The following is a 16027-nucleotide window of genomic DNA, read 5'->3' as shown; positions in this document are numbered from 1 at the left end:
TCATTCCCATGGGTTCCAACTAGTTTGGAATCCGTGCGGAAATATCTTTCCTTAGTTTTTATCTTTGTAATCTTTCAACCTACACTCTTCGCCATTGACAGTGACGCGATGAAGGAAGGAAAAAAGGCTTTTTCAAAAAAAGCTTATGGCGAAGCGATTAAAAAATTTACAAAACACGCCGACTCACACCCGCAAGACGGTGAAGCTTATATGTATTTGGGTTATATCTATGAATATAAAAAAGATTACCCAAAATCGATTCAAAACTTTAGAAGAGCCGCAGATTTGGATTTGGACAAAGACCAAAGAAAAACGGTCCTTTTGAAACTTGCACTTTTTTTTAATTACCACCAAGACTGGAATTTATCAGCAACATACTCTTCTCGTTATTTGAAATATGATCCAAAAAACGAAGAGGTTCAAAAGATCTACAATCGAGCTGTAGGAAACAAAGGGAATCCTTCTTCACAATCGTATTCACATCCAACAAAAGTAGAAACCAAACCTACAGAACAAAAACCATCAGAAGCCAAAAAAGATTCGGTTAAAAAACATGAAGATGTTTCTGATGACTCGGAAGCAACAAAACCTAGCGAACACTATGAACAACTCTTGGCAAACCAACCAAATTTAGAAGATGTACGTTGGGATTATGTGTTGTCATTGTTTGAAGAAAAAAAATACGACAAAGCAGAAGCCAATCTTAAGATCCTGATCGAAAAAAATCCATCTAGGTCTAGATACCATTATAAATTGGGGATTGTCAAACTAAGACAGGATGATCCCAAGTCTGCAATTGAATCATTTGAACGTGCGAAAAAAAATCCATTTTCAAAAGACACTAATGTATTTTTGTATTATGTTTATTTGAATGAAGGTATCGCATTTCAAAAATTAGCTGAACTAGATAAAGCAGAAACTTCCTTCCAACAAGCTTACAAACAATTACAAAAAGATCCTCCTCTTTTGGCTTTGGGAAGGTTGTATGAACAAAAATCAGATTGGGAAAATTGTATTTCTTATTCTGACAAAGCACTTTCTCTAAACCCAAATCAAATAGAATCCCATATGTTTCGTTTTGTTTGTATGTTTGAAGCTGGTAAAAGAACCAAAAAGTTTGAAACTAGTTTTGCAAAATATGCGGAATTCATTGATTCCAAATTTCCGGATTTAAAACAAACCCCTGAAAAATACCAAATGGGTTTTATCAAACTGGCGAGACGGTATACGGAAACCAATGCATTTGACAAAGCAGAATCTTATTTTTCCGTTTTGGAAAAAGATCCGACTCGGTCCGAGTCCCGGGAATTTTTATTCTATCGTGGGCGAAATTATTTTTATTCAGGCAAATTGGACTTAGCCATTTCGATTTTACAAAAAGTATCGGGGTCTTCTTCCGGATATTATCTTCTGGCTAGATGTTATTCTAAAAAAGGGGATATTTCTAAAACCAAAGAACAATTTAAGTTAGCTGCAGATTTGAAACCAGAGTATTGGACTTCGGATTCTTTAGAAAAGGATTTTAAAGATATTTGGAAAGATAGTTCTTTTAAAGAATTTATCCAAACAAAAGCGGGAACTGTAACTTCTCAAATCCAACCATAATCTTAAAAGAAATCTTTTATAACTCAAATAACACAAAATTATAAATCCTCGGAATGAATCCCCGAGGTTATCATTTTCTAATCTTCTTTAGATTCTTTTCCTGAGCCTGGACTTTTAAACAAATCTGCCCTAAGTTTTTTAAAGGTTTCCACTGAAATTTGACCAGGTGCCTTTGGTTCACCTAATGTCATATAGGTGAAAGAAGAGTGGAATTTATCTCCAAAAACTCGAGAGATAAGCCCTAGTTCACCCATACAAATTCCTATCATTGTATTTGATTTTGATAATAGTTTGATATCGTTTAAAAAATCTGCAGTTTCTTCTATATCTTCAGGTGTGATTGCAAACTTGAAGATGGGGTTTTTCTTTTTCACTGGTTTTGCTTTATGAATGAAATTGGTCATTTCATTTGCAAGGATGGACTTTTTAAAAGAATGATAAGAATAAATGATTCTATAGTTTAAAGTTTCGTAATTCCGAAAAATGGTGTCTTCGCGATTGAGCTCGATATCAAGATAGTTGGCATTATCATTAAAATCTTTTAATATCCCTTCAACATCTTCATGGAAAAGTTTTACATAGGAACGTACACTGCTATCTTCTGCCCTTCTATAAGTAAAAAGAACTGGAAGACCTAAAGCTTTTAGCTTTTTTTTCATTTCTTTTTGAATATAGTTTCTGGAAAAAAGATCCAATCGGACTTCGATGATATCAACGTCCTTTACATCTTTTTTTTGTAAATGGCGAAGGTCATCTTCACCAACAGAAGCTACAATTTTATATGAATCTGGCATAATGATTTAAAGTCCTTTTTGTAATAAATCGTGTAGGGAGATCATTCCCACAAATAAACCTTTTTCGTCCACAACGGGTGCAACGGATATTGGTCGTTCCCGGCTTTCCATTTTGATTAAAACATCATATGCTTTTTCTTCTGGTCGGAAACTACTAGGATTTGCATTCATCATTTCCTTTGCAGTGACAGTGGGTGAAAGAGTATTTTTAGTCAAAAACTTTCGGATGTCAAAATCTGTAATCAAACCAATTAATTTGGAATTTGAGTCTACAACACCGGTGGCACCAATTCCTTTTTCAGTGATTTCTTTGAGAATAGTTTCTAGATTGGCATCGACCGGGATCGAAGCATTTTTATCCCCTTTTCGCATTACATCTGATAGATGCAAGGAAAGGCGTTTTCCTAATCTTCCTGCTGGATGGTACAAGGCAAAATCATTGGCTTGGAAATTCTTTAATTCCATGAGTGCCACGGCAATGGCATCCCCAAGGACTAAGGCAATTGTGGTACTTGAAGTAGGTGCCAAGTCCAAAGGACAGGCTTCTTTTAGAACTGGTGTGATGATGACCACATCGGAAAGGGAGGCTAATTTTGATTTTGGGTTGGCAGTGATTCCTACTATCTTTGCTCCAATTTTACGGAGTGTAGGCAAAATATAATTCAATTCTTCCGATTCTCCACTTTTGCCAATGGCAAGAACCACGTCATCTGGTCCAACAATTCCCGAATCCCCATGCGAAGCATCTGTTGGATGTAAAAAGTAAGCAGAGGTTCCCGTGGAAGAAAGTGTATGGGAAATTTTTTTGGCAATATCGCCTGATTTCCCAACACCAGTGACAATTACTTTGCCTGTGGATTTTAAAATCAGATCAATACAATCTTTGACGGATGGATCCAATTGGTCACGAAAGTGAACGAGAGATGATATTTCATCATCTAGTGCTTGTTTTACGATTGAGATAGTATCTTTTTCTTTCATACGATTAATTCCTCCCAGGCCAAATCATCCACTTTGATTTCATACGTAACAGCAGCATCAATTCCTGGAATCCTAAGAACCACTAAGGTTTTATTTTTAACTTTTAAAATTTCCATTGTTTTACCAATCAGAGCTCCATTGATGATCCGGACGGTTTTACCTTTTCCCAAAACTGATTCAGGGCTTACTTTCAATGTATCTGCGTATTTTTGAAGGCCAGTTTCTAATTGATCCAAATCGTCTTGGGTCACCGTTGCTGGTTGGCCTTTATGAAATACAAAATGGTGGGAACCCGGTAATTGGAGGACTTTATTTTTATCCCGCCAGAAGACAATTTTAACAAAAATATAAGAAGGTAGAACAGGGACTTGGATCCACTTAAATCGATCCGTCCATTTTTTTCGTTCCTTGCGGATGGGGAGATAGTTCTCCAGGTGGTATTTTTTTAAAAGTTCGCTTAGTTTTTTTTCTGCTCTGGGTTTTGTATACACAATGTACCAAGCACTTTCTTCTATGGGGGGATTAGTCTCGGACATCTAAACGGAACCTAATGGGTAGAACAAATTCTTTACCTTTGGAATGTTGGAACTGCCAATCGGCGAGTTGCCGACGCACCTGTAAATCAAAGACACCATACCTACATGGGGTGACCACTGCAATTTTTTCCAAAGAACCATCTTCTTTGATGGTCAATCGATACACACAAACATCTTCTAATTTTTGTTCTAAGGCTAGTGCCGGATAACTGAGGCAGTTTTGGAATTCTGAAATTTCATCTTCAATTGTTTTTGTTCCTTCTTCTTTTGAAGGATTTTTGGAAGAGGAAGATGAGGTATTTCCGATCCCTGTGGAAAATTGTAAATCTATGGTGGATACGCTACTTCCCTTTTTCCATTTTAAAAATGGCGAATCTATGTCCCTTTTTAGGTTATAACCGAATAGAGCGAAAACTAACAAGAGGTGAATTCCAAAAGTGATGGAAAGAGCCTTGTATTTCGAACCTTCAAAGAGGGTGTGCATTCCAAGTTCATGAAAAACTTTATTGGAGAGAATGCAATCTCCATTTTCATTGTCCGTATATGCCTTCAAGTTGGGGAAAAATTTTCAGAGTATCAACATTTGGTGAGTCTCACGGAACTTCTGTTGGAGTTGTCGTGGATGGAGTTCCTGCCGGCTTACCATTTCCAGAGGAAGAAATTCAAAAGGATTTAACACGCCGTAGGCCAGGCCAAAATGATCTTACCACTCCAAGGGATGAAAAAGATCGGATGGTTGTGGAATCAGGAGTGTTCCAAGGTAAAACAACTGGTAGTCCCATTCTCATGAAAGTGAACAACCAAAACACCATTGGAAGTGACTATGATGAAATGGCCCATGTGTTTCGGCCATCTCATGCAGATTATACATATTCGGAGAAATACGGACATAGAGCGCATGTGGGCGGTGGAAGGTCTTCCGTTCGAGAAACCATTGGTAGAGTAGCAGCGTCAGGTCTTGCCCGTGTGATTTTAGAGAGAGAGCTTGGAATCTCAACAGTAGGTTGGGTGGATTCGATTGGCCCAATCGATTCTCATATTAGTGAATCTGAATATCCTATTTCTAGAGATATCGTGGACAACTTCCCAACAAGATGTCCAAAAAAATCGTCTAATGACGAAATGGAGACTCTCATTCGAAAACTTAGAGATGAAGGAGATTCTGTTGGTGGAGTTGTCAAAGTTGCCGTCAGAAACTTACCACCTGGTTTAGGAGATCCCGTATACGATAAGTTAGATGCTGATTTGGCAAAGGCAATTTTGTCTATTTCGGCATGTAAAGGATTTGAAGTGGGATCTGGATTTACTGGTACCCGCCAAACGGGAAGCGTTCACAACGATGAATTTTATATAGAGCCGGGAACTGGAAAAGTCAAAACTAGAACTAACAATTCTGGTGGTATCCAAGGTGGAATATCTAACGGAATGGATTTGATCCTTCGTGCCGCTTTTAAACCAACTTCGACCATTAAAAAAGAACAAAAAACCATTAACGATAAAAATGAAGAAACCATTTTAAAAGCAAAAGGGCGACATGATGCTTGTGTACTACCAAGAGCTGTTCCTATTGTGGAAGCTGTGGTAAATCTTGTGTTAGTGGATGCTTATCTTTACCAAAGAGCCTTACAGCCAAAATGGTTTTTAAAATATGCAAATTTAGATTCTATTCCAGAACAATAAAGGAATCCTAAAACAGATGAATCGACCAAAAGTTTATAAAGTCCTATTACTTGAAGATGATGAAAGTAGTGCCAAACTACTATTACATACTTTAGAAAGATATAACTTTGACGTCACTCATGTTGTGGATGGAATGTCGGGGCTAACTAAAATCAGAAACAATAGTTATGACTTGATCATTAGTGATGTCAATATGCCCTATTTGGACGGAATTAGTTTTTTGGAGAAAGGCAAAGATATGTTAAAGATGACCCCTGTCATCATGTTAACTGCTGTTGGTGAAAAAGACCAAGTACGAAGAGCGGCTCTTAGTCACGTGACTGCTTATCTTTTAAAACCCATTGCAAACCAAGCCTTACTCGAAAAAATTGCACAAGTTTTGCAGCTAAAACCAGAAAACATCATCGACAAAAAAGCATTTCCGTTGGTGGTTAATGTCACGGAACTATCAATTTCACAAATGGTTTTGGACATTCAGGGTTGTCCGGGCAAAAAATCCACTGAGGAAATCTTTGATCGGTTTATGTTGTCTTTAGGAGGAAGAGGGTCTTTCACCAATTTGAGAATCAATCTCGATAACGCCTTCTTTTACGAAGTCAGATCCTTACAAATTTTGGATGATCTGATCGCAAAAATTCTCAAACAGACCAATATCCGAGCCAGTTCCTTGTTTTTAGATTCGGAATTCTTCAATAACCATGTAGTGGATTTGCAACCATTCTCCTATCTTTCCGAGGTAAATATAATTTCAAAATGAAGGTTTGACAAAAACCAAAGACCTAGGTCTAATCAAACCTAGGGGGCCTGTTCTTTGGTTAAGATAAAGATAGACGGAGTCGAATACGAAGTCGACGAAAAGAAAAACCTCATCGACGCCACAAAAGAAGTAGGAGTCGAAATCCCTTACTTTTGTTACCACCCAGCACTCAGCATTGTCGGTATGTGCCGCATGTGTCTCATTGAAATTGAAGGTGTTCCTCGTTTACAAGCAGCTTGTAATACTCCTGTAAAAGAAGGAATGGGGATCATTACTAAGTCAGACCGAGTGATAGAAGCTCGCGCTGGTACAATGGAATTTTTACTCGCAAATCACCCGTTAGACTGTCCCGTTTGTGATAAAGCCGGAGAATGTCGTTTGCAAGATAACGCATTTGGTTCTGGTTCAGGACATTCAAGGTTTGAATTCGATAAAAGAAATATTCCTCAAGAAGAGATTGGAACCAATCTCATCATCAATCATAATCGTTGTATTGTTTGTTATCGTTGTGTTAGATTTGAAGAAGAAAAGGTTGGTCAGTCTAATCTTGGACTTTTTGAAAGAGGAAATCATTCCATCATTGGCCTGGCAAAATCAGAACCAATTGATCACAACTACCAAGGTGCTTTGGCAGATATTTGTCCAGTGGGAGCACTCCTAAATAATAAAACATTATTTAAGTCGCGTGTTTGGTGGTATAAATCACACAAATCAGTATGTCATGGATGTTCCACAGGTTGTAATGTAACAACGAATGTACGAGACAATAAAATGTATCGTTATATGGTTCGTGAAAACTATGACCAAGGTATGTTTTTCCTTTGTGACAAAGGAAGATTTGATTTGGATTGGATGAATGAGAATCGTCTTCATAGTTATTTGGAAGCGGGAAATCCTTCAACTTCCAAAGAAGTCATTTCTAAAATAGTAGATCGTATGAAAGCGGCGAAGTCGATTGCTGTTCTTGGTGGAGCTCATGAATCCAATGAAACGCTGGAATCACTAAAAAAAGGATTTGAGTTAGTTTCACGTGAGTTAGGTGGGAAATCCATTCAATGGGAATCCCGTGTGACAGATGCACAAAACAAAGAAACCGAACAAGTGGATTTTTTACTCACAAAAGACAACCACCCTAATACAAAGGGAGCTGTTGATTTGGGGATCACATCAACTTCAGGAATTTCGGGAATTGTAAATGCAGTTAAATCAGGTGCCATTGATTTAGTTTTCGTATTGAAAGAGTCAATCCCAGAAGGAATTGATCCATCAAAGGTAATTTCTTTTGACACTAATTTAACTGAAGCTGCGAAGAGCGCTAGTTTGGCGGCTCCAATTCAAATTTTTGCAGAATCTGCTGGTAGTTTTACCAATAAAAACGGCCTAAAACAAAACTTTGAGCAGTCGATGAATCCAATTAAGGGATTGTTAAACGCTTCTGGTGTTGTGGATTTGATTATCCAAAAACTAACTGAAAAAGTGGAGGCATCTGTTGGGAACCGTTAATGTCAACAACGTAGCCAAAAAACATCAGTTTTCTTGGTATGAGAAGTTTTATTTTTGGTCCATCGGCAAAGGCCTTTGGATCACTTTAAAACATTTCATTAAGGTAGCTTTTTTCAACAAACAAGTAACCATCGAATATCCTGATAAAAAACGCCAATATTCGACTCGCTTTCGTGGAATGCATTCCATGAAACGAGATGAAAAAGGCAGGGAACGATGTACTGCTTGTTTTTGTTGTATGTGGATTTGTCCTGCCAATGCCATTCATATTGAAGCAGCAGAAGTACCAACGGATCGTCAACACCTTCACCCTGAAGATAAGTTTGCTAAGAAGTTTGAAATCAACTTACTACGTTGTATTTTCTGTGGATTATGTGAGGAAGCCTGTCCTAAGGGTGCGATTTACTTAGACGGAACAGGCGAGATGGCAGCAGACAATCGTGAAGATTTATTTTTAACCAAAGAAAGAATGATGGAAAAAACTGGCGGACCGATTCTCGGCCAAAGGATTTAAATTTATTTTTTCAATTCTATTTGATCACCCGGTTTTTGTTGTTTCATGACGAATCCGGGTTTTTTATTTTTGATTCAATTTAATTAATACATTTGTGAATTTACCTTCTTTGATTCAAAAATTCATCCTTAGATTTTTTGTTCTAAATATTCCAAACCAAGACATCGTAACCAAAAGTTTTAGATTTATTTTTTGTCTATTATTTTGGATGATAACGGTAACATTCAGTTTTCCTTCTAGACTTTCTGCAGAAACAACCATTATCGAAAACGAAGAAGACGAAAGACGTGTTTTGGAGAATCATGCTTTTGAAAAGTTAAGGTTTGGCCTCGCCAATCATATTCACTACTATAAAGTAAAAAAAACAAAAAACACAGTTGTAGAGCAACGATCCGGTCGCAAACGTTTGTATGATCATAATTTGATTTTACGTTCGATTTTTCGTAATCGAATTTTACACCATGAGTATGGATCCATAGGACGTTTGTTAGATGGAGCTAGTTTTATAGATTTTGGAAGTGCCATTCTTTATGAAGAAGGTGCAGTCACTGTTCGTGATTTATATGAAGACCAGTTCCTTTCCCGTTATATCAAAAAGATTGTGGCAACCGATATCAATGACCCGGAATACGATCATACACGTTATATAGAAATTCATCTTACGGAAAGAGAACCTTTCCCTTTTGCATTTAACGAGATTCCTTACCGGTTGGATGATCCATCTTATATCCGAATTTTAACAAAATTATATACACCAAATGAATTTTCACCAGTGATCTTTCGCAGTACCAATTCCGGTCCTGATTTGTTTTATACTGTGGAGGAGATGCGGGAACATTTTCGTTCGGTTTTAGAAGCAAATCCTCACCGAACGATCCTTTACTTTTTTAATCGTTATATATTTTTTAGAACCCCTTGCGAATCCAAATTCCAACTCCTGGGAACCATCGATGAGAAGGTGGGAGTGAACCATAGTTTTAGCGCTTGGCGTTATGTAGATTGGAACAAACGAGAATTTGCGGAGGCCATCGAACCCAATTTTCGCTATATTCGCATCGCCGAAGAACGAAATGAAAGCAAGGCCGACAGGCTCGATGCGATGTTTTCGGGCTACGGGTGCCAAATTCGAGCAAAATTACTCTACTACCGTCACAAATTCATGAAAACTATGACGAAATGATGATTTTTTTACTTTTCTTGTGAGGCGAACTCTGTACGTTTTTCCTAGAAACACCCAGAGAGAGGTAAACCCATGGGGAATTCCTATATTATTGATGCTGTCCGAACTCCGAGAGGAAAGGGCAAAAAACGCGGGACACTTGCATCCGTCCATCCACAAGAATTAGCTGCTGCCACATTAAAAGCCATCCAATCACGTACCGGAATCGATCCTAAAACGGTTGAAGAAGTTGTAATGGGTTGTGTATCCCAAGTTGCTGACCAAGCTGCATGTATCGCTCGTTATGCGGTTATGGCGGCTCATTGGCCAAAAGATGTTCCTGGTTATACAGTAAACCGTTTTTGCGGATCTGGATTACAAGCCCTTAACAACGTAGCAAACCATGTTGCTTCTGGAGCAATGGAAATTGGAGTTGGTGGTGGAGTTGAATCCATGAGCCGTGTGAAAATGGGTGATGATATGATGGGACGTGATTTTAATGTTGGTAACGATAAAATTGCTGCTCACTACAACCTAGTTCCACAAGGGATCTCTGCTGACCTTATTGCAACTAAGTATGATATTTCTCGTGAAGAGGCAGATCGTTTTGCTGAATCTTCACAACAAAAAGCACATGCAGCAGTTCAAAATGGTTACTTTAAAAAATCTGTGATCCCAATTACTTTGGATGATGGAACTGTTGTGACTGAAGAAGAAAACCCACGTTTGGAATCAGACTATGCTTTCCTTTCTAGCCTTGGTCCTGTATTCAAAACGATTGGTGAAAAAGAATTGGATGCGATTGCTCTTCGTTCTTACCCTGAAGTAACAAAAATTAACCACATCCACACACTCGGAAACTCTTCTGGAATCGTTGACGGTGCAGCTGCGATCCTAGTGACTAATGACGAAGGATTGAAAAAATACGGTTTGAAACCACGTGCAAAAATTCTTGCAACAGTGGCAACTGGTGAAGATCCAACGATCATGTTAACTGGTCCTGTTTCTGCTTCACAAAAAGCGTTGAAACAAGCTGGTCTTAGCGTAAAAGACATTGACCTTTGGGAAATCAACGAAGCTTTCGCATCTGTAGTGTTATACGTAAAGAAAACACTCGGAATTGATGAATCCAAAATCAATGTGAATGGGGGAGCGATTGCTCTTGGACATCCACTCGGAGCAACTGGTGCGATTTTAACTGGAACCGTACTTGACGAGTTGGAAAGAAGAGACCTTCGTTACGGCCTCATCACTCTTTGTATCGGTGGTGGTATGGGAATTGCTACGATCATCGAAAGATTGAAGTAAGATAATACTTTAAGAATTTGAAAAAACACGTTTGGATCTCGTAACTGCGGGGTTTAAACGTGTTTCGTTTATTACACATCACATTTTCAAAAAATACCAGAGTCTGGGCCACTTTGATCGAGTGGGCGATTTATGCGCAATACGCATAACAGACATACTGGCATTGTTGTTATTCTGCTATTTGAATCTAAAAACAGTGATTTTATCTCAGTTAGTGTTTTTTACGTATTGCGTTTATTTTACGATCATTTGAGAAATGTACTATGAGCGTAACACATTCATTCACAGGCACAATTTGTAACCAATGTAACTTTAAAGTAGCAGAGGTTTTAAGTGGTTGTCCGTCCTGTGGCAGTGAATCCACGGAAAGAGTGGACCTAAAAGAGAATGGAACCATCCATTCATTCACTGTTGTATATGTTGGATTTGGTCATATGGCGACCCGCGCTCCTTATGTTCTTGCGATTGTACAAACGGAAGAAAACGTAAAATTAACAACAGTGATTGAAGGTGTGACAGATTTTAATACGGTGAAAATTGGAGATAAAGTCCGATTCAAAGGAACCGATGAAAAAATCGGCCCTGTATTTCAATATTAGATTTTTTAAATTATCGCATTAGAACGAATCTAATATTCAATTCGAAAACTGGAAAACTTTTGATTTTCTAAATCCGAATTATCAAAAATGAAATTGCCAACCACTAAACATAAAATTAAACCGGATTCAAATTTCAAAGCCAATTCCAAACTAAAGTATCCTCTTCCTTCGGAAGAAATAACTTCCTATTATTTTAATCTAACGCCTGCAATGTTAGAAAAGTTTATGGAAATCCGAAATTGGATTTATGAACTTTCGCATGCAGATGAAAAGATTGGCGAAATTGCAGAATGTTTGAAATGGGGCGAACCTAGTTTTTTAACTCCAAAAACAAAGTCTGGTTCCACCATTCGAATGGCAAAAGTAAATGAACTTGAATTTGCTCTATACTTTAATTGCAAAACCACAATCGCAAAAGAAATCGCAATTGAATTTCCCGAATGGAATTGTGATGGGAAACGAGCTTTGTATTTTTCTGTGAGTCAAAAAATTTCTAAATCTAAGCTAATCATTTGTTTGAAAAAAGCGTTATTATATCATAAAAGAAAAGAGCAAAAATAAATCAGGAGTGAATAGAAATATTGTATTTGTAGATTATTTTAAAACTTCCATAAACTTATCAAATATATCTTTTTTTGAAACTGGTTTAGAAAGAAATCCACTAAAACCTGCTTCGACTATTTCTCTTTGTTCTTCCGAAGTAACATTTGCAGTAAACGCAATTATCGGACAAAAATTAAATCGATCCGAGTCTATCTTTCGGAAAATTTTTAATAGGTCAAATCCACTTAAATTTGGCATTTGGATATCCATTAAGACTATATCAAACAGATTTTCTTCATAAATGTTAACAGCTTCATTGCCTCCGGTAGAAAGATAAATATCAGAAATATTTTTTTCTAAAAACTTTTTAACAATAAGTAAATTTTCTTGGACATCATCAATGACAAATACTTTCAGATTTTCCATTTGTTTATTCGTTTGTTGGAATTGCAAATTTTCTAAATTTCTGAAAGTTGCAATCTCTAAGGGGATTTTGAAAGTAAATTCAGATCCTTCACCCAAAATACTATTAACAGAGATTGTTCCATGCATAAGTTCAACTAATTTCTTTGAAATTGCTAGTCCTAAACCAGTGCCCCTTTGAAAGATTTGATTTGTATCATGAGCTTGGTAAAACCTTATAAATAATTTACTAATCTTTTCTTCTGTCATACCAATACCAGTATCTCTTACTGAAAAGACAAAAAGCCTATTGTCTTCAAAGCTGAGTGTAAGTATAACTTTGCCTTTATTCGTAAACTTAAAAGCGTTACTTAATAAATTAAATAAAATCTGGGAAATTCTGTTTGAATCACCCTTAACGAATAATGGAACATTTTGATCTATTCGCATTTCGAAAGTTAATAAAGTACCCTTTGTTTTGAATTGAAAAATTTTATTTAAATCACTAAACAAATCATCAATTTTAAATTCATGAATATCAATCGATAAAAAACCTTGTTCTAGTTTTGATAAATCTAAAACATCATTCAAAACATTTAATAAAGTTTTGTTGGCAATGTTAAAAATTGATACATATTCTTTTTGTTCTGGTTTCAAATCTGACTCATCTAACAGTTGAGCCATACCTGAAATGATATTCATTGGTGTTCTAATTTCATGGCTCATGTTAGCCAAAAATTCATTTCTAGCTTTAACAGATTTTTCCATTCTTTCAATTGCTAAATTTAATTCGACAGTTCTCTCCTTAACTTTGTTTTCTAAATTTTCATTGAATAGAGTTAATTCATTAGTCAGTTTTTCGTTGATTCTGAAAGCTTCTGAATGTCGAACTGCTAGAATAATTCCTTGAGTAAAAATCATAAAAATTAATCCATAGGACGCAGTGAAAGGTATTTGAATTTTCTCCTGTATAATCATCATATCAATAATAATTGTGATTAATGCAATAAACATACTGCATAGTGAAATCCACGAATATTTTACTTTTTTATAAATCGCAAGAATGTTTAATGAAACTGTGAATATACAAATTAGAAGTACTATATATTGAAATTGTAAAACCGTTAAAGAAATGGAAAAAGTATCTACAAAAAGGGCATAAAAAAAATATAAAAATGAAATGATATAACTGATAGCTAAAAATTTATTTTTAAATGGATATGTTATTGGGAATGAAAAAAAATGGAGCGCAATACTTGGAGAAAAATACATTGCACTATATTCTATAAGAAGAAATAACTTATAATCACCATTTGGAAAATATTCTCTAAGTATTTGTTCGTTTTGAACAAAAGCTCTTATTAATAAGAAAAAACAAAGAAGTGCAAAAATTAAATTCGATTTATCGGATTTTCTGATTAGAAAATAGAAAATATAATAAAGGCTGATAATAAATAATACACTTATTGAAAATAAATCAGAGTTTCTCCTTTGATTAGAAATTGAATTTATAGTTTTTGGCAATCCTAAATATAAAGGTCTACCAACTCCACCTACCCTGTGCTCAAAATTTGATTCATGGATGACAATGTTTAGAATATCTGAATTTGAATAAATATATCCGATTGAAGGCGCGTGAACATTCTTAGAAGTTTCCTTTGTAGTTCCAAACTTACCTACGGATTGCGAAAGAACGCCGTTAACAAATATTTCATAAGCACCAGCATGATAGTCTGCTCTTAATATTAGAATTTTATTTTTCCATTTTTCTGGTAACTTTACTTGGAGGAAATACGTTGCATAGCCGAGGCTACCGATTTTTTCTCCATTCACAATCTTTTGATTCCAGGAACCAGGAACAATAATTGTTTCTAATTCGGAATTAAGATTTAATTGAAGTTTTTCATTTTTAGATTCATTCCAAAAAAAAATCCATTCGCCATTAAGCACTGCGAATTCATTTTGAATGTTTCCAAGGTCAAAATTTGATAAATCCAGAAATCCATTTTTTGCTACTGGTAAGTTTGAATGTAAAACGAACAGATTGCACTGACAAATAGTAAATTGTGTTATAAAAAAAAGAAATATTGTTATTATTTTTCGATTTTTTAAAACCACAACTTATATTAAATTTGTTACTAATCATTGTTTGTCTACAAGAAATACTAACCTATTTTTGTTGCTTAATTTGAACTTTGATTACAGATTTAAAAAAATTTAAAAATTGCCAGATTTTCTTTCGCCTTCTGGTTCTTTTTGTCCACGCCATCCACCACCAAGTGCTTTATACAAACCAACGTTAGATTCTAATAAACTGTATTTTAATTCATACACTTCGATTTGGGCTTCTAAGAAGTCTCGTTGTGTAAATAATACGTCAATGTAATCTATGCGGCCGGCTTTGAAAAGAATGTTGGAAATTTCAACAGATTCCTTTAAGTTTAAGACTTGTTTGGTTTTTGCCTCAAATTTTTGATTTAAATTTTTGATTTTTACAATTTGATTGGTTACTTCTGTAAAAGCTTTCAGAAGTGAAACTTCGTAATTGTATAAAGCTTGAATTTGAAGATTGTTTGCAGTTGCATAGTTTGCTTCAATTGCTTTTCTGTTGATGAGTGGTGCTATGATTCCACCACCTAATCCATAAGCTAACGATACTGGAGTACCTTTGAAATGTTTTGAATTAAAAGCTTCATATCCAATATTTCCATCAATCATTAGTGAAGGATAAAACCTAGCTCTTGCTACATCAACATCCAATTTTCTTGATTCTAGCATGAGCGTAGCTTGTTTGATATCAGGTCGATTTTCTAAAAGATCAATGGGTACTGATTTTTGAATCTCAGGTAATGAGATCTCTAAAAACTCTTCTGATTTTCTTGTAATTTTTTCAGGAAATCTTCCTAATAAGAAGTTTAAGCGGTTTTCTGTGATTGCGATTCGTTGGACGATGTCATATTTTCTTGCTAAATTTTTTGAAACTTCTGCTTCAAAACGTTTTACAGCTAATGATGTGGTTCGTCCTGCTTCTCTTTGAAGAACTACAATGTCTTTCACCTTGGATAAAACTTCAATATAGTTTTCAACTAAAGTAAGTTGATTGTCTAAAGCAATTAGTTCAAAATAGGTATCTGTTATTTCAGCAACCAAGTTGGTGACTACATATCGTTTGCCTTCAATTCCAGCCAAATAACGTAAATAAGCTGACTTGGTAGCATTTCTTAGTTTTTTCCAGATATCGATTTCCCAACTCATTACTAGTCCACCGTGCACAAAAAGTGTAGGTGAATTGGCATTTGGTGTGCTGAATCTTTCTTTTTGTTCAACGCCACCATCAGCTTGAAGAGATAGTTTAGGTAGGTATTCCCCTTGGCGGGCAAAAACTTCGTTATTAGCAATATTGATTTCCTGTTCTAATATGGCAAGTTCCTGGTTGTTTTCTATAGCAACATCAATGAGTTCGATTAACTGTTGTTCCTTGAAAAAATCCTGCCAAATTTGGTTCGCTAACTTTTCCGATTTTTCTGAAGTTTCCCAGTTTAAGAATTCTTCAGGAAGTTTTAAATCTTCCTTATCTCTTTGGAAGAGTGCAGGTATACAGGAAAAATTAAGTAAAAATACAATTGGTAAAATAATTCGTTTCATG

Annotated in this window: 15 protein-coding genes; 9 read left to right on the top strand and 6 right to left on the bottom strand. The window is 35.9% G+C overall.

Features of this window, described 5'->3' with window-relative positions:
* The first annotated feature begins 24 nt into the window (after window positions 1–24).
* Window positions 25–1605: a tetratricopeptide repeat protein gene (locus EHR01_RS14385; RefSeq protein WP_135695633.1), complete on the top strand. Its 1581-nt coding sequence runs from the start codon at window positions 25–27 to the stop codon at window positions 1603–1605.
* Between the two features lie 77 nt (window positions 1606–1682).
* Here the strand turns inward: EHR01_RS14385 and EHR01_RS14380 are convergent, their stop codons facing one another.
* The 4 genes from EHR01_RS14380 to EHR01_RS14365 are packed head-to-tail and all read right to left on the bottom strand — an operon-like array spanning window position 1683 to window position 4400.
* Complete coding sequence (locus EHR01_RS14380) at window positions 1683–2399, bottom strand: type I 3-dehydroquinate dehydratase (protein ID WP_135695631.1); 717 nt, start codon at window positions 2397–2399, stop codon at window positions 1683–1685.
* A gap of 6 nt (window positions 2400–2405) precedes the next feature.
* Window positions 2406–3380 carry a KpsF/GutQ family sugar-phosphate isomerase gene (locus tag EHR01_RS14375; RefSeq protein ID WP_135695629.1) on the bottom strand — a complete coding sequence of 325 codons (975 nt, stop codon included), beginning with the start codon at window positions 3378–3380 and terminating at the stop codon, window positions 2406–2408.
* Window positions 3377–3916: a UpxY family transcription antiterminator gene (locus EHR01_RS14370; RefSeq protein ID WP_135695627.1), complete on the bottom strand. Its 540-nt coding sequence runs from the start codon at window positions 3914–3916 to the stop codon at window positions 3377–3379. The genes EHR01_RS14375 and EHR01_RS14370 overlap by 4 nt, the downstream gene beginning before the upstream one ends.
* The gene (locus tag EHR01_RS14365; RefSeq protein ID WP_244310128.1) at window positions 3903–4400 is read right to left on the bottom strand and encodes an LIC_10042 family TonB-like protein; all 498 of its coding nucleotides are present in this window, start codon (window positions 4398–4400) and stop codon (window positions 3903–3905) included. The genes EHR01_RS14370 and EHR01_RS14365 overlap by 14 nt, the downstream gene beginning before the upstream one ends.
* 59 nt (window positions 4401–4459) lie before the next feature.
* Here EHR01_RS14365 and aroC point away from each other — a divergent pair, with 59 nt between their 5' ends.
* The 8 genes from aroC (at window position 4460) to EHR01_RS14325 (ending at window position 11997) form a co-directional block, all read left to right on the top strand.
* On the top strand, window positions 4460–5596 hold the full coding sequence (gene aroC / locus EHR01_RS14360) for a chorismate synthase (protein ID WP_135695623.1): 1137 nt from the start codon (window positions 4460–4462) through the stop codon (window positions 5594–5596).
* Window positions 5597–5612: 16 nt separating this feature from the next.
* Entirely contained in the window at window positions 5613–6353 is a 741-nt protein-coding gene (locus tag EHR01_RS14355) for a response regulator (RefSeq protein WP_135695621.1), read from the top strand.
* Between the two features lie 54 nt (window positions 6354–6407).
* Window positions 6408–7856, top strand: a complete 1449-nt coding sequence (locus tag EHR01_RS14350) for an NADH-quinone oxidoreductase subunit G (protein ID WP_135695619.1) — start codon at window positions 6408–6410, stop codon at window positions 7854–7856.
* Entirely contained in the window at window positions 7843–8370 is a 528-nt protein-coding gene (locus EHR01_RS14345) for a NuoI/complex I 23 kDa subunit family protein (protein ID WP_135695616.1), read from the top strand. Before EHR01_RS14350 ends, EHR01_RS14345 begins: the two co-directional genes overlap by 14 nt.
* A gap of 208 nt (window positions 8371–8578) precedes the next feature.
* Complete coding sequence (locus EHR01_RS14340; protein WP_244310199.1) at window positions 8579–9550, top strand: hypothetical protein; 972 nt, start codon at window positions 8579–8581, stop codon at window positions 9548–9550.
* Between the two features lie 72 nt (window positions 9551–9622).
* Entirely contained in the window at window positions 9623–10837 is a 1215-nt protein-coding gene (locus tag EHR01_RS14335) for an acetyl-CoA C-acetyltransferase (RefSeq protein ID WP_135572852.1), read from the top strand.
* A 263-nt stretch (window positions 10838–11100) separates the two neighbouring features.
* Window positions 11101–11436 carry a Zn-ribbon domain-containing OB-fold protein gene (locus EHR01_RS14330; protein WP_135695614.1) on the top strand — a complete coding sequence of 112 codons (336 nt, stop codon included), beginning with the start codon at window positions 11101–11103 and terminating at the stop codon, window positions 11434–11436.
* Between the two features lie 87 nt (window positions 11437–11523).
* On the top strand, window positions 11524–11997 hold the full coding sequence (locus EHR01_RS14325) for a hypothetical protein (RefSeq protein ID WP_208721788.1): 474 nt from the start codon (window positions 11524–11526) through the stop codon (window positions 11995–11997).
* 33 nt (window positions 11998–12030) lie between these two features.
* Here the strand turns inward: EHR01_RS14325 and EHR01_RS14320 are convergent, their stop codons facing one another.
* Both EHR01_RS14320 and EHR01_RS14315 read right to left on the bottom strand, forming a co-directional pair.
* Window positions 12031–14499 carry an ATP-binding protein gene (locus EHR01_RS14320; protein WP_135695612.1) on the bottom strand — a complete coding sequence of 823 codons (2469 nt, stop codon included), beginning with the start codon at window positions 14497–14499 and terminating at the stop codon, window positions 12031–12033.
* 99 nt (window positions 14500–14598) lie between these two features.
* On the bottom strand, window positions 14599–16026 hold the full coding sequence (locus EHR01_RS14315) for a TolC family protein (RefSeq protein WP_135695610.1): 1428 nt from the start codon (window positions 16024–16026) through the stop codon (window positions 14599–14601).
* Window position 16027: the final 1 nt, after the last annotated feature.

The organism is Leptospira mtsangambouensis (genome assembly GCF_004770475.1).
Taxonomy (GTDB): domain Bacteria; phylum Spirochaetota; class Leptospiria; order Leptospirales; family Leptospiraceae; genus Leptospira_A; species Leptospira_A mtsangambouensis.
The sequence above is the reverse complement of the archived record's forward strand: the minus strand, read 5'-3'. Positions and strand labels throughout refer to the sequence as shown.